General features: G+C 63.1%; 9 protein-coding genes and 2 pseudogenes. 5 read left to right on the top strand and 6 right to left on the bottom strand.

Annotation, left to right across the window (positions count from 1 at the left end; genetic code table 11):
- Window positions 1-326 precede the first annotated feature (326 nt).
- Window positions 327-1,847 carry a globin-coupled sensor protein gene (locus LAC81_RS12055; protein ID WP_223724979.1) on the top strand — a complete coding sequence of 507 codons (1,521 nt, stop codon included), beginning with the start codon at window positions 327-329 and terminating at the stop codon, window positions 1,845-1,847.
- Between the two features lie 340 nt (window positions 1,848-2,187).
- Here the strand turns inward: LAC81_RS12055 and LAC81_RS12050 are convergent, their stop codons facing one another.
- Window positions 2,188-3,816 (bottom strand): winged helix-turn-helix domain-containing tetratricopeptide repeat protein, encoded by a 1,629-nt coding sequence (locus LAC81_RS12050; RefSeq protein WP_223724978.1) that lies wholly within the window; start codon window positions 3,814-3,816, stop codon window positions 2,188-2,190.
- A 70-nt stretch (window positions 3,817-3,886) separates the two neighbouring features.
- On the opposite strand from LAC81_RS12050, the gene LAC81_RS12045 reads away from it, so the two are divergent.
- The gene (locus LAC81_RS12045) at window positions 3,887-4,324 is read left to right on the top strand and encodes a cupin domain-containing protein (protein WP_223724977.1); all 438 of its coding nucleotides are present in this window, start codon (window positions 3,887-3,889) and stop codon (window positions 4,322-4,324) included.
- A gap of 182 nt (window positions 4,325-4,506) precedes the next feature.
- Here LAC81_RS12045 and LAC81_RS12040 read toward each other — a convergent pair.
- From LAC81_RS12040 to LAC81_RS12025, 4 genes and pseudogenes are all read right to left on the bottom strand, one after another.
- A pseudogene (locus LAC81_RS12040) lies at window positions 4,507-4,988 on the bottom strand (N-acetyltransferase family protein).
- 266 nt (window positions 4,989-5,254) lie between these two features.
- Complete coding sequence (locus LAC81_RS12035) at window positions 5,255-5,785, bottom strand: dihydrofolate reductase family protein (protein ID WP_223724976.1); 531 nt, start codon at window positions 5,783-5,785, stop codon at window positions 5,255-5,257.
- 340 nt (window positions 5,786-6,125) lie between these two features.
- Window positions 6,126-7,415, bottom strand: coding sequence for an NAD(P)/FAD-dependent oxidoreductase (locus LAC81_RS12030; RefSeq protein WP_223724975.1), 1,290 nt, complete (start codon window positions 7,413-7,415; stop codon window positions 6,126-6,128).
- A 396-nt stretch (window positions 7,416-7,811) separates the two neighbouring features.
- Window positions 7,812-9,260 (bottom strand): L,D-transpeptidase family protein, encoded by a 1,449-nt coding sequence (locus LAC81_RS12025; RefSeq protein ID WP_223724974.1) that lies wholly within the window; start codon window positions 9,258-9,260, stop codon window positions 7,812-7,814.
- A gap of 164 nt (window positions 9,261-9,424) precedes the next feature.
- On the opposite strand from LAC81_RS12025, the gene LAC81_RS12020 reads away from it, so the two are divergent.
- The 3 genes and pseudogenes from LAC81_RS12020 to LAC81_RS12010 all read left to right on the top strand — a co-directional run bounded on the left by LAC81_RS12020 (window position 9,425) and on the right by LAC81_RS12010 (window position 11,090).
- Complete coding sequence (locus LAC81_RS12020; protein ID WP_223724973.1) at window positions 9,425-10,270, top strand: DUF4432 family protein; 846 nt, start codon at window positions 9,425-9,427, stop codon at window positions 10,268-10,270.
- Between the two features lie 76 nt (window positions 10,271-10,346).
- Complete coding sequence (locus LAC81_RS12015; protein WP_113540753.1) at window positions 10,347-10,685, top strand: TIGR01244 family sulfur transferase; 339 nt, start codon at window positions 10,347-10,349, stop codon at window positions 10,683-10,685.
- 53 nt (window positions 10,686-10,738) lie between these two features.
- Window positions 10,739-11,090 (top strand): annotated as a pseudogene (locus LAC81_RS12010) (cupin domain-containing protein).
- Between the two features lie 64 nt (window positions 11,091-11,154).
- Here the strand turns inward: LAC81_RS12010 and LAC81_RS12005 are convergent.
- Entirely contained in the window at window positions 11,155-12,801 is a 1,647-nt protein-coding gene (locus LAC81_RS12005) for a thiamine pyrophosphate-binding protein (protein ID WP_223724972.1), read from the bottom strand.
- Between the last annotated feature and the right edge of the window lie 20 nt (window positions 12,802-12,821).

Genomic DNA, 12,821 nt, shown 5'->3' with positions numbered 1-12,821 from the left:
TGTGCCTTTGGACACAGCTTGCCCGTCGCGACACCGCAGACAGGCAATCGGCCGCCATGACTGCGGCCATGATCTCAGACGCCTACAGCGCCGAGCGTCAGACGCGCAAAGGTCGCTGTAGCACTTTGAAGTGCCGCATGTTTTTGTCCTTCGATCGGACACGATTAAAGGAAACATGCAGTAGCGCCGTCGATCCTGTCTCCATGATCCACAACAGCGCCGCGCCGAACCGAAGGCGCAAAGGTCGTTGTATCACTTCGAACTGCCTCGTGTTTTCGTCCCCAGATCGAAAAGACATGTGGCAGAGCATGCAGGGAAGTTCGCGCATGAAAACGGAACACACCGCTGCCGGCACGCAGGACGTTGCCGGTCGTCTGAATTTCATGGCGCTCGACGATGCCGCCAGAGCCAGCCTCAAGGCGCTGAAGCCGATCCTCGAGAAGGAGCTGAAGCCGGCGCTGGACAAGTTCTACAGCAAGGTGAAGACGACGCCGGAGACGAAGCGGTTCTTTTCGTCCGACAGCCACATCGACCGTGCCAAGGGTGCGCAGGTCGGCCATTGGGCCAATATCGCCGACGCCAATTTCAATGAGGACTACAGCGCCAAGGTTCGCACCATCGGCCAGGTCCACGCGCGCATTGGCCTCGAGCCCCGCTGGTACATCGGCGGCTACGCGCTGGTCGCCGAACATCTGATTACCGAAATCGTCAAGGCGCACTGGCCAAAGCGTGGCCTGTTCTCGCGCCAGACCACCTCGGCCGAAGAGCTGGGCGCCATGCTGTCGAGCCTCGTCAAGGGCGTCTTCCTCGACATGGACCTGTCGATCTCCGTCTATATGGACGCGTCCGATGTGGCCAAGCAGCGCGCCGTCCAGGAGGAAGTGCTGGCGGCCGAGCGTGCGTTGATCAGCAAGACTTTCGGCGCGGCCCTGAAGAGGATTGCCGACGGCGACCTGACGGCGCGCATCGGCGCTGATTTGCCGGTCGCCTACCAGGAGCTTGGCGAAAACTTCAACCAAGCGATCGGCGAGCTCTCGCGCGCCATCGGCGGCATCGAGGCCGGTGCCAGCCAGATCCACACCAGCGCCAAGGAAATTGCGGCGGCGGCGGATGATCTTGCCAAGCGTACGGAGCGCCAGGCGGCAAACCTTGAAGAGACTGCGGCTGCCGTCGAACAGGTGACGCGTACGGTCAAGCAGACCGCCGAAGGCGCCAACCAGGCGAATTCGACCGTGGTCGCCGCGCGCGCCAATGCCGAACAGAGCGGTGAGATCGTCAGCCACGCGATCGAGGTGATGCAGGAGATCCAGACGTCTTCGGCGAGCATCGCGCGGATCGTCGACGTGATCGACGAGATCGCCTTCCAGACCAACTTGCTGGCGCTGAACGCCGGCATCGAAGCGGCGCGCGCCGGCGAGGCGGGCAGGGGCTTTGCGGTTGTCGCCTCCGAAGTTCGCGCGCTCGCCCAGCGCTGCGCGGAAGCGGCCAAGGACATCCAGGGCCTGATCGCCAAGTCGCGCGGCCAGGTGGACGACGGCGTGAATTCCGTCAACCAGGTGGCCCAGTCGCTGCAGCAGATCGTCGCGCAGGTGGTGGAGGTCAGCTCCGTCTTCGGCGCGATCCGCGCCAGCACCGCCGAACAGGCAACCGGCCTGCAGGAGGTCAACATCGCCATCACCCAGATGGACCAGATCACCCAGCAGAATGCCGCCATGGTCGAAGAGGCCAATGCCGCCAGCCAGGCGCTGACGGGCGAGGCCGAGCACATCGCCACGCGCCTTCGCGCCTTCCGGACTTCCGGTCAGGTGCAGGTCAGTACCGCTTCGGGCTATCGCGCAGCCGCGTGATCGCGCTACGTTTTTAGAGATGGCGCCTCGGGTCAGGGATGATCCGGGGCGCCTTGCTTTTGGGCTGGCAGGTCTGCGGAATGGGGGAGGGCTTCTCTGCGTTGGGCTCCGGTCCAGCTCAAATTGATGGAATGTAACTTCCGCGCATCGACGTCGTGAACCCCCGGCACAAGCGCCACGGGAGGAGCCGGTCGCTCTTCAGCACCAGGACTGTCGTCCGGCAACCCGGACAAAGTGGAGGCAGGCCCGAAGAAGCTCGCCGAACGCGCCGGAGACCTCGCCTGCCTGCAATCGCGCGTAAGTTCATGATAGCATTCGCCACGTGCCTATAAGGCTGGACTTATGGCTGTTCTCCTGTCGTAAGCGGGCCATTCGGGATTTGCTTCAACAATTCTGCCATTCGCTCCTGCCAATGCGGATTACGTTGTCTTAGCGGCTCTAAAGCATCGCCGGGCGGGTTCTCCATTTCGCTCATCAACTCGCGCGATGATCGAGCCTCTGCAAGACGCCCGGCAGTCGCATAGCAGCAGGCCAGCGTTTCCTGGACCGGCCGCCATGCAGGGCGCACCTTTTGGGCTCTCACGGCAGCGGCAAGCGCGTTGGCTCCGTCGCCTGCAAACAGGTGGGCCAGCGCCAGCAAGTTCAGCCAAACGAAGTTCTGGGGATCGCTGGGATTCAACGTGAGGCCGTGTTCCAGTGGCGCTATGGCACTAGACGCGCTCCCCCTGAACAGTTCAGCCATTCCCAACACAAGGTGGCCGAGGGCGAAACTCGGGCTGATCTCGATCGCCCTTTCGGCCGCAAGGACCGCCTGTTCGGGGGCATTCGAGTACGCGCTGCAGATCGCCAACGCGTAATGTGTGTACGGGTTCTTTTCGTCGAGCCGAACTGCCGCCAAGGCGGCATCCAACCCTTCCCTGATATCTTCGGAAGGGTGCTCGCTCCATCCATAGGCGACGATGCCTGCACTCACGCGACCAAGCCAGAGATGGGCTTCCGCAAGTTCGGGTTCGAGCCGACACGCCTCCCTGAATAGCTCTCGTGCCACCAGGTGGGTCTGCTGGCCAACGTGGTGGAAATACCAGGTTCCCTGCCGCACTGTCTCCCACGCCGTCATGTTTCCCATGTGCCGCGCCGTCGCGGGCAGTGACACCGTCTTCAGCAGTTCCGGCTCAATCGCACCGGCGACCCTCGCCGCGATGGCGTCCTGAACTGCGAATGCATCTTCCAGTTCCACGTCATACCGTTCGGCCCAGACCTGGCTGGCCGAGGTGGTTTCGACCAGTTGAGTGGAGACCCGAAGGCGACCGCCGGAGCGGCGCACGCTTCCTTCGAGCACATAACCGACACCCAGTTCCTGGCCCACCTGCTTGGCGCTTACGGACTTGTTCCTGTAGACGAAACTCGAATTGCGCCCGATGACCCGAAACCACCGAAATCTCGTGAGCGCAGTGATGACATCCTCGGTGATGCCATCCACCAGATACGCCTGTTGCCTGTCATTGCTCAAGTTGGCAAACGGAAGAACCACGATCGATGGTCTGCCGGGGTTCGTAAGCGAACCGGGCAACGCCGAGGGCGTATCAGCGGCAGCAGGATGCAGGCTATTCACCCGACCGGCAAAACGATACCCCGCGCGCGGCACGGTGGCGATCCATGCGCTTCCCTCCGGCTGGGGACCCAGCCTTTTTCGTAAGGCAGCGATCTGAACCGAGAGATTGCTCTCCTCAACGATAGCGGCGGGCCAGGCAGCCTCCAGCAGCGCGGACTTGCTCACAACCTGCGTCGGCGCGCGCACGAGCGCGTTCAGCAGCAACAGGCCCTTATGGCCAATTGCCACGCGCCGCCCGTCACAAGTCAGTGCGCCGCGTTGCATGTCGAGGATGAACGCCCCGAACGCGAACTGTTGCGGCTCGACGCTCCCGGCTACGGCTTCTTTAAAAGAATTCGGGACTTTTCGCCCTCCCATTAAGGACTCCAGTCGGTGTTCTTGCGATCCTTTTGCGTAGGTCGACCAGACTACCACGGAGGAGACCAAAATGACGATTTCAAAAGAACGGACCGATGCAGGCTTCTCGCGGGGCAAGGCCCTGGTCTCGAAAGGGGACGCAGGGTACCGAGCTGAACAGGGGTCCGATTACCTACCCGGCGTTAGTGCGGAGTCAGTTGGTTCAACCGTGCTGTGGCTCGGTATCGCTACGATCCCGCCTGGAAAACGCACCAAGGCGCATGTGCATGAGCGCCATGAGACCGCCTTCTACATGTTGAGCGGTGAAGAGTTGGAGCTGTGGAGTGGCGATGAACTCCAGCACCGGGATGTCATGCACCGCGGAGACTATCTTTACATTCCCGCGAACGTATTGCACGTGGCCGTCAATCGGGGAGCTGAACCGGCCGTATTCATTGGGGCGCGCAACGAGCCGACCGCCCAGGAAAGCGTTGTTCTTTATCCTGAAATGGATTCCCGAGTGCCGTGACAGGCGGAAGACTGCTTCGGGCTACCGCGCGGCCGCGTGCTCGCGCGCTACGGTTTTAGAGATGGCGCCTCGGGTCAGGGATGGGGCGTCTTGATTTGGGCTGGCAGATCTGCGGAATGGGGCGGTTGCGGAACGGGCAAGGGCTGCGTTGCGAAGTCTGCGCATCGACCGCGAGTGCCCGTCTAAAGCTTGCGAAACATAACGAAGGCGTCGACATAGCCGAGCGAAGGGTGAAGGAATGCTTCCGGAAGCCGACCGACGATCTCAAATCCGAGCGACTGCCTGAGTCGCACCGCGCGTTCGTTGCTGCTGACGACGAAATTGAACTGCATGGCCCGGAAGCCCTTTGCGCGAGCATGGGCGAGAGAGTGCTCATGCATCTGGCGGGCCACGCTCGGCCGCTTGCCTTTGCGTCTTCCATGTAGCCGCAGTTGCAAACATGCCGCCCGCCGCCCGCCCGGTTCGACCGGATATAGTATGTGCCTAAAATCGTGCCATTCTCTTCCGCAACGAACGTCTCCCGGTCCGGAGCAATCCAGTAGGCCAGCGCATCGTTTTCGCCAAGATCGCGGTCGAGCGTATAGGTCTCGCCCGCGCGGATGGTCGGACGGATTATTTCCCAGATCGCGCTTCGATCGTCATTGCTTGCCGCACGGATTATCATTGCTCTGCCTACTGTCGGCATGGACGCACGCAACGCGCTTATCGCAGGCGTGGGGAAGCGGCAATCGCCTTCCTCGGCTGCCGTATGCGGTGGCTTTCCTCGGCGTAATTGCACCTCTCCGGAAAGTGGAGTGCGCCTGGCTGGCTCGCCGCAACCAGATGAGCCTGGCTACACGACCATGCTGTCCTTGCGCCGACGTCCCGCCCGGGACGAGAGCGGTCATGTCGCGTTCGGGTAGAGCCATTCGCGATTGGCAAGTCGCCAGATTATGCAGGAACGTAGGTCAGCCGTACCACGTCCTCGCCAATCCGATCATGAGAAACGAGGCGCAGTCGTGGCCGGGGGCCGGCGAAATAGGGGTTTCCGCGACCCAGTACGACCGGGTGCAGGTAGATCCGATACTCGTCGATCAAGCCGAGCTCGGTGAGGCTGTGCGCCAAGACCGGGCCGGCGACTTCGATCTCGCCTTCGTGCTCGGCCTTCAACGCCCTGATCGCGCCTTCGAGATCAGCTCCGACGAGACTGGCATTGGGGCCGACAGACTTTTGCGAGCGCGAAACGACCCACTTTGGCTGCTTTCGCCACGCCGCCGCGAAGGTCCGTCTGTCCGCATCCCACTCAGGATGCTCCTCGTCCCAGTAGCGCATGATCTCATAAATACGGCGACCGTATAGGCTGCCCGTCTGCTGTTCGGCCTCCTTGATGAAGTGGCGGAAGAGCGTCGGACTTGGTGCAAACTCCATATGGTCGACGTAGCCGTCCAGCGACTGGTTCATTCCGAACACGAGCTTGGCCATAGCCACGTTCTCCTCTGAAATGGCACATTCGCGCGATCCTGATTGCGATATGCAATCGGTGCAGGTTAGATCGACTGATGGTGTTTCGCAATCGGTTTTTGGTAGCGCCCATGCGCGCCGCGCGCCAAGCGGCCGGATCGATCTCTTTTTTTTTGAAGTGCGTGGGATCACTGAGGCGGGATCGCCATCGGCGAGCGGACGTGCCGGTGACCCGCGACGCTCTGCGAAGGCCGGCCTGTCGGGACCGACTCCGGGGTCGCCGCGCTTTCCTAGAAGGTGACAGAAGAGAAGCCGAGATGTCGGACCGGCGCGGCCGGTCCGCTGCATTCTCTTGGGGCGCTCAGAAGCGCCGATCGATGAAATGCTTGGCCTGGGCGCCGGCGTGGTAGAAGGCCGACTTCACCGTGCGCCAAGTGTCCGGCGTGACCGGCGTTTCCGCAAGCGGGATCGACGAGGATTCACCGGTGACGTGGTGGGCGAGCGCCCGGCCGAAGACTGTGCCCGGCGCGATGCCGCGGCCGTTGTAGCCACTGACGGAGACCACGTTCGGCGCCAGCGTGTGCATGGCCGGCAGGTTGTTGGTGGTCATGCCGATGCGGCCGTCCCACCAGTATTCGAAGCGGAAGTCGCCGATATAGGGGAAGAGCTTGCGCACGGAGCGGGCGGCGAAAGCGCGATGCGTGCCTTCGGCCATCGCGTCGAGCCGGCCGATCGAACCGAAGATCAGCCGGTTCTGCTGGTCCATGCGGAACGAGGTCATGACGAGGCCGGTGTCCCAGGTGCCCTGGCGTTCCGGCAGGATGCGGCTTGCGACCGCATCGGGCAGCGGATTGGTGGCGAACTGGAAATAGGGCAGGATCGTCAGTTCCTGCGTATGCGCCTGCCACGGGCTCTCGGCAAAGAGGCCGCCATAGGCGTTGGTGGCGAGGATCACGTGCTTGGCGCGCACGACGCCCTTGCCCGCCTTCAGCACCCAGGTGTCGCCCTGGCGCTCTGCGCCGGTGAGCGGCGTGTCGGTGTAGATCTCGGCGCCGGCGGCAAGAGCCGCGCGTGCCAGGCCGCGGGCATAGGCGAGCGGCTGGATGGTGCCAGCGCGACGATCGAGCAGGGCGCCCGAGAAGCCTTCGGCGCCGGAGAGCGCGCGCGCCCGCTCGGCGGAAAGCGCCTCGACTGGGGCGCCGCGTTTCTGCCACTGCGCCTCGCGGTCCTTGATCTCCGTCACGCCCTCGCTGCCAACGGCCATGTGCAGCGTGCCATTGCGGACGGCCTCACAGGCGATGCCGTGTTTCTCGACCAGGGCATAGACCATGGACGGTCCGTCGCCGAGTTCGGTGAGCAGGCGGTTGCCGGCGGCCGGGCCGAGCGTGGAGATGAGATCGTCGGGCTTCACCCACATGCCGGCATTGACCAGGCCGACATTGCGGCCGGAGCCGCCGAAGCCGATCATCCTGGCTTCGATGACCGTTGCCTTGATCCCTTTTTCGGCGAGGTGAAGAGCCGCCGAGAGGCCGGTGAAGCCGCCGCCGATGATGGCGACATCGGTCGTCAGGTCACGGCTGAGAGGCTTGGTTTCTGGCGCGGCCGGTGCCGTCGCATGCCAGAGGTTGGGCAGGGTACGCTCCGTCGCCATCGCGGCAATCCTTCAAGTGCGGCCGGATGTCGGCCTTGTAGATCGAGGTTCTCTCGGTGATAGCCGATTGCGGGGAAAATTCTCATGACAATGTATCATGAAGTCATGATGCAAGCCGGTGCGGGAGCCCTCGAGGGGCAGCGCGGTGTGAAACCGGAAAAAAAACCGCAGCTGGGTCGTCGGCAGCTGCGGTCTTGAAAATGTATTCGTCTGAAAAGTCTTTGCCGAAACGTCGTCCCGCTTCGGCGATACAGCTTTAAAAATGTGCCTGTCGTGGATGGTCGATCAGGCTTTCCCATCTTCTACGCCGTTCAGCCGAAGTCACTCACCCAATTGGGGGAGGCGAGCAAATAATGCTTTCGGGAGGGCTGGTCGGCCTTGCCGAAAAGAGATGCCTCAATCGACGAATTCTACGGTGACGCCGGGGCTGACCATCTTGGCGAGCTCGGTCGCATCCCAATTGGTCAAGCGCACGCAGCCGTGGCTCTGGGTCTTGCCGATTTTCGAGGGTTCCGGCGTTCCATGAATGCCGTAGGTGGGCTTGGAGAGCGCGATCCACACCGTGCCGACCGGGCCGTTCGGACCCGGCTGCAGGGTGAGAATCTTGTCGTTGCTGCCCTGCTGGAAATTGATCTTCGGATTATAGGTGTAACCCGGATTGAGGGCGATGCGCTCGACATTGACGGTGCCCGATGGAGACGGGGTGTCGGAGGAGCCGATCGTTGCCGGATAGGCGGCGATCAGCTTGCCGGTGTCGTCATAGGCCAGCACCTGCTTGCGCGCCTTGTCGGCGAGGATGCGGGCGACCTTGCCGGTCTTGTTCGCACCCGGATTGATCACCTTGATGATGGTGCCGGGAATGGTGAAATCGACGCCCGGATTCAGCTCGCGCAGATAGCCTTCGTCCATATGGAACTTCTCGCCGAGCATTTCGGTCGTCGAGGTGAAGGACATGTGCGGCAGCATGGCCTTGTGTGCGTAATCCTCGGGGATCGATGCGACATAGGGGCCGGCCGCGTCCGCAGCCGTGATCGTGTAGCTGGTGATCGGCATGCCGCCGTTCATGCGCAGCCGCTCCAGAATGTCATCGGTGTTGTTGGGATCGAGCGTTTCGCCGGTCGCCTGCTGCCAGGCCTCGATCGACTTGGTGACGTTCGAGCCCATCTTGCCGTCGATCACGCCGGGCGAGAAGCCTTCGCGATCGAGGAAGACCTGCAGCGCGGTGATCTCGGCGCGCGACTTGCTCTTGACCGTCATGGCCGGCGGCATCGACTGGCGCATCGGCTGGGTGTCGTTCGGGTCGATCGAGGCTTCTTCCGTGCCGTCGATCAGGCCCGGAAGGCTGTTCGGCAACTCGTTGCCGTCCGTGGATGGCGGCACGACGTCGCGGTAGTCGGGGATGGATCCGGTGACTTCGCCAGGCTCGGAATAGCCGTAGCCGCGCTCCGTGTCGCGATTGCGCCGGTTCGAATAGATGTCGACGTCGCCCTGGCGGCGATAACCGCCATAGCCACCCTGGGAGTTGCCGTAGTTATCCCGGCGGGCGCGATTGGGCACCACGGTTGCCACCACATTGCCCCAGCTATCTATCAGCAGCGTGCGTCCGCGGCTGTCGCGCATGGTCTGCACCTCGTCGGCGCGCGGTACATAGTCGAGGATTTCGCCATCGGGCGTGACCAGCATGACGTCGTCGCCATAGCGATTTCTGCCGCGATAATCCTGCGCGAAAGCGCTCGCCAAATCCACGGCGAGAAAGCCGGCTGCGGCGAGAAGCGAGAGGCCGATGCGGGTCGCTGACGTCACGTGAGAACCTGTTTTCATTGTAGAGAATGTGGCGCGGTACATTTGGATTTCGACGTTAATGTGAAAAAAATGAATTCATCATGAACAAGCAGTTAAATTCTATCTAAGCGGGGCAATCCCGGGCTTCAACCGGTGAAATGCATCTCTCCTCAGCTATCATCTCTTTGTGATTGCAGTGATTCTGCGGCCGATTTGAGGAAGAGCACATGCTGAGGACGCTGGATGAGCCTGCTGACAGGCAGGAGAATCATGTGTTGTTCGATCGCCTCTCGGCGCTCGACATCGCCGCTTTCGTCGTCGATGGCGTCGATCTTTCGCCGGGTGCGGCGATCCCCTCCGATGGCGATGCCAGGATCGACCGGGCGCTGGCCGGTTTCCTCTTCACCTGCGGGCCCGAACATATCCGCCACCCGGAGCCGATCGAGGGCGGCGCGGAAGGCGCGCGCTACCCGCTGCACGGGTCGCTGGCCGGGACTGCCGTCGGCCGCACTGAGATGGCACGCGACGGAGCCGAATGTACGGCGACGATCGAGGTGGCGCTTGCCGATGGCGGGCAGGCGCGGGTCGAGCGGCGCTGGCGGATCGATGCCGGGCGGAACGAAGTCGTGCTCGAGGATCGCGTCGTCAATTCAGGCGCATCCGCCTTTCCGCCGATGATGATGTATCACCTCAACATTTGTGGCCGGTTGCTCGGGAACGAAGCCCGCATCGTCAGCGCTTCGCTCGAGGGTGGGGAACGTGGCTGGCGCTTCGGCGATGGCGAGAGCGCGCATTTCTGCCTGCCGGCGGCCACCGGTGCCGATGGCTGGTCGGAGGTCGCGCTTGCGGACCTTGCCGGTCTCGGCGGCCGAAGTCTCACCGTGCGGTTTCGGACCGATACGTTGCCGTTCGTGCAGATGTGGCGCTGCCAGCGCGGCGCGGCGGATGTGATCAGCATCGAGCCGGTGTCGCACCGCATTGCCAAGCGGCCGGATCTGGCGGCGGCCGGAGAATTGATACCGCTTCTGCCGGGCGAGGCGCGCAGCTACGCGATCGCCTTTGCCGTTGCCTGACCCACGGCTTTTGAATTGACGCGGAGAAGTGCTGCGCCTACATCAGAGGCCACCATATTTCCTGAGGAAGACGACCATGGACATCCGCCAGATCAACGACGAATACTCGGTCTCCGGCCAGATCACCGTCGAGGATCTCGACCAGATCAAGGCGCTCGGATTCAAGTCCATCGTCTGCCACCGCCCGGATTTCGAGGCGCCGGATCAGCCGACCTTCGATTCGATCGCCGCACGCGCCGAGGAACTCGGCATCGAAACCATGCACATTCCGGTCGGCCCGATGGGCGTGACCGCCGATGCCGTGAAAAGCATGGTCGACGCGCTCGACGAGTTCCAGCGCCCGATGCTCGGCTATTGCCGCTCCGGTGCCCGCTCGACGGCCGTCTACCAGCAGACCCAGCATATCCGCGGCTGAACCCAAGCTCTCGCGCTCGGCCGTATCGTTCCATCTGACAGTGGAGGACCGGCATGGCCGAAGCGCATCTCATTCCGCGCGAGCGATGGGCGGATGAACCCGACCGATGGAAAGGCGAGTTCGAGGGCGGCGCCTTTGGCGCCGGCCTTTCGGTGATCTTCGTTTCCACCGACGAGATCGGCTACGGGCCGAAACTCCACCGCCATCCCTATCCCGAGACCTTCATCGTGCGCGTCGGCCGCGCCCGCTTCACTGTGGGTGATCGCACCATTGACGCCGAAGCCGGCCAGATCGTCGTGGCGCCGGCCAATGCCGCACAAGTTCGAGAACCTCGGACCGGGAAGACTTGAATCGATAGACCTGCACGCAGCCGGTGCGTTTTCGACCGAGTGGCTCGAGGAATAAGGCAAGTCGTCGTTTGCGACCGCCGCAACGAGCAGCGGTCGCAATCTTTTCCCGAGCTAATAGATCAGCCGTTCCGAATGTCCGTCAGCGTGCGCGTCGGCGTGATCGCTTCGGGGTCGAGCTTGATCTCGATGATCGACGGCTTGCCGCTGGCGCGGGCGCGCAGAAACGCGTCGGCAAACTCTTCCGTCTTCTCGACCGTCTCGCCATGGCCGCCATAGGCGCGCGCAAGTGCTGCAAAATCCGGGTTGGTGAGGTCGGTCGCGCTGACGCGGCCGGGATACTCACGCTCCTGGTGCATGCGGATCGTGCCGTAGATGCCATTGTTGACGACGACGGTGATGATCGGCAGGCGGTAACGCACTGCAGTCGCGAACTCCTGCCCGTGCATCAGGAAGCAGCCGTCACCGGCAAAGCAGATGACTTCGCGATCCGGATGCAGCTGCTTGGCGGCGACTGCGGCCGGCAGGCCGTAACCCATAGAGCCGGAGGCAGGTGCTGCCTGCGTCGCGTAACGGCGGAAGCGGTGGAAGCGATGCACCCAGGTGGCATAGTTGCCAGCACCGTTGGTGAAGATCGTATCCTGCGGCGTGTTCGCCTCGATCCAGTTCATGATCGGGCCCATCTGCACCGCGCCCGGGCCGGTTTCCGGCGGGGTCGACCACTTGAGATAGGCGGCGTGCATGATCTCGGTGCGCTCCGACCAGGTCGGTTCGCTTGCGGGCGCAAGGCCTTCGAGGGCGGCAACAAAGTCGCGCGGGCTTGCGGCGATCGCCAGTTCCGGCCGGTAGACGCGGCCGAGTTCGGAGCTGTCGGGATGCACATGTACCAGCGTCTGGCGCGGGTAGGGGCTATCCATCAGCGTGTAGCCGGACGAGGGCATTTCCGAGAAGCGGCCGCCGATCAGCAGAACCAGATCCGCTTCCTTGACCTCCTTGGCGAGCTCCGGGTTGATGCCGATGCCGACGTCGCCGGCGTAATTCGGGTGCAGGTGATCGAAAAGCATCTGGCGGCGGAAGGAGCAGCCGACCGGCAGCTTCCAGCGTTCGGCGAAGCGCTGGAATTCAGCAACGCTTTCCGCCGTCCAGCGGGTGCCGCCGAGAATGGCGATCGGCCGCTTGGCGTTGCCGAGCATTTCGCCGAGCCGCTTGATCTGCGCCGGACCCGGATGACCCTCGACCGGCTGGTAAGCCTTGGCGGCGGGCGCCTCGGCGCTGCGCGTCAGCATGTCCTCGGGCAGCGTCAGGACCACCGGGCCGGGGCGGCCGGAGGTGGCGACCGCGAAGGCGCGGGTGACGAATTCCGGAATGCGGGCGGGATCATCGATCTCGCCCACCCACTTGGCAACCTCGGTGAAGGCGCGGCGATATTCGATTTCCTGGAAGGCTTCGCGCTCGCGCGCCTCGCTCTGCACCTGGCCGATGAAGAGGATCATCGGGATCGAGTCCTGCCTTGCGACATGGAGACCGGCCGAAGCGTTGGTCGCGCCCGGGCCGCGGGTTACCATGCAGATGCCCGGCTCGCCGGTCAGCCGACCCCAGGCATCCGCCATCATCGCAGCGCCGCCTTCCTGGCGGCAGACGACCACGTCGATGTCGGTGTCGTAGAGCGCATCGAGCACCGCCAGGTAGCTTTCTCCCGGCACGCAAGCGATACGTTTTACGCCATTGGCGACGAGTGCGTCGACGACGAGCTGGCCTCCAGTTTTCATGATATTCCTCCCGATGGTCT

This window comes from Ensifer adhaerens (assembly GCF_020035535.1).
Classification (GTDB): domain Bacteria; phylum Pseudomonadota; class Alphaproteobacteria; order Rhizobiales; family Rhizobiaceae; genus Ensifer.
This window is presented reverse-complemented; position numbering and strand designations above follow the sequence as displayed.

What these genes read in the sequence shown, in the direction of transcription:
- LAC81_RS12015 (WP_113540753.1), top strand. Translation starts at nt 10,347, where the DNA reads ATGGACATCCGCCAGATCAACGACGAATACTCGGTCTCCGGCCAGATC.
- LAC81_RS12045 (WP_223724977.1), top strand. Translation starts at nt 3,887, where the DNA reads ATGACGATTTCAAAAGAACGGACCGATGCAGGCTTCTCGCGGGGCAAG.
- LAC81_RS12030 (WP_223724975.1), bottom strand. Translation starts at nt 7,415, where the DNA reads ATGGCGACGGAGCGTACCCTGCCCAACCTCTGGCATGCGACGGCACCG.
- LAC81_RS12055 (WP_223724979.1), top strand. Translation starts at nt 327, where the DNA reads ATGAAAACGGAACACACCGCTGCCGGCACGCAGGACGTTGCCGGTCGT.
- LAC81_RS12005 (WP_223724972.1), bottom strand. Translation starts at nt 12,801, where the DNA reads ATGAAAACTGGAGGCCAGCTCGTCGTCGACGCACTCGTCGCCAATGGC.
- LAC81_RS12025 (WP_223724974.1), bottom strand. Translation starts at nt 9,260, where the DNA reads ATGTACCGCGCCACATTCTCTACAATGAAAACAGGTTCTCACGTGACG.
- LAC81_RS12020 (WP_223724973.1), top strand. Translation starts at nt 9,425, where the DNA reads ATGCTGAGGACGCTGGATGAGCCTGCTGACAGGCAGGAGAATCATGTG.
- LAC81_RS12050 (WP_223724978.1), bottom strand. Translation starts at nt 3,816, where the DNA reads ATGGGAGGGCGAAAAGTCCCGAATTCTTTTAAAGAAGCCGTAGCCGGG.
- LAC81_RS12035 (WP_223724976.1), bottom strand. Translation starts at nt 5,785, where the DNA reads ATGGCCAAGCTCGTGTTCGGAATGAACCAGTCGCTGGACGGCTACGTC.